This window comes from Vibrio sp. D173a, assembly GCF_030248475.1.
Genome location: NZ_JAHGAH010000448.1, coordinates 1 through 944 on the forward strand (window position 1 = coordinate 1; position 944 = coordinate 944).

Annotated in this window: 1 protein-coding gene; it reads right to left on the reverse strand. The window is 47.2% G+C overall.

Going from position 1 to position 944, the window contains the following annotated elements; all coding sequences use genetic code 11:
* Positions 1-80: 80 nt before the first annotated feature.
* Positions 81-944 (reverse strand): iron-containing alcohol dehydrogenase (locus KIV40_RS26630; protein WP_285352190.1); only part of this gene is annotated, 864 nt, incomplete at its 5' end.

Here is a 944-nt window from a genome sequence, read left to right on the forward strand (position 1 = left end):
CAGTCTTTCGACTGGGGCTTTGAGTTTCCCGATTGTAAGTTTCGTGCTAGCGAAAACCTACTTCATAACTAACGTCTTACTTATGCGTTAGCTTTTTCTTTCTTAGCTTTTGGTGCTGCTTCTTTCGCTACTTGGTCTGCTTTCTTCTTGATAACAGTTGTACCTTCGAAAGTTTCGCCTTCAACGAACGCTTTACCGTAGTAAGAAGCCATTAGTACTTCTTTTAGCTCAGTGATTAGAGGGTAACGTGGGTTAGCACCTGTACACTGGTCATCGAACGCTTCAACAGCTAGTTCGTCTAGTTTCGCTACGAAGTCAGCTTCAGAAACACCTGCAGCTTGGATAGACATTGGGATGTCTAAGTCGCCTTTCAGCTCGTCCAACCATGCTAGTAGACGTTCAATCTTCTGAGCAGTACGGTCACCTTCTTGGCTTAGGCCTAGGTGGTCAGCAACTTCAGCGTAACGACGACGTGCTTGTGGACGGTCGTATTGAGAGAATGCAGTCTGTTTAGTTGGGTTGTCGTTCGCGTTGTAACGTACAACGTTCGAGATTAGTAGTGCGTTCGCTAGGCCGTGAGGTAGGTGGAACTCAGCACCAATCTTGTGCGCCATTGAGTGACAAACACCTAGGAATGCGTTAGCAAACGCGATACCAGCGATCGTTGCCGCGTTGTGCACTTTCTCACGAGCGATTGGGTCGTTTGCGCCGTTCGCGTAGCTTGAAGGTAGGTACTCTTTAAGCATCTTCAGTGCTTGTAGAGCTTGACCGTCTGAGTACTCGTTCGCAAGAACAGATACGTAAGCTTCTAGAGCGTGAGTTACTGCATCGTAACCACCGAATGCTGTTAGAGACTTAGGCATGTTCATTACTAGGTTAGCATCAACGATAGCCATGTTTGGCGTGATTTCGTAGTCAGCTAGTGGGTACTTAGCACCAGTCTT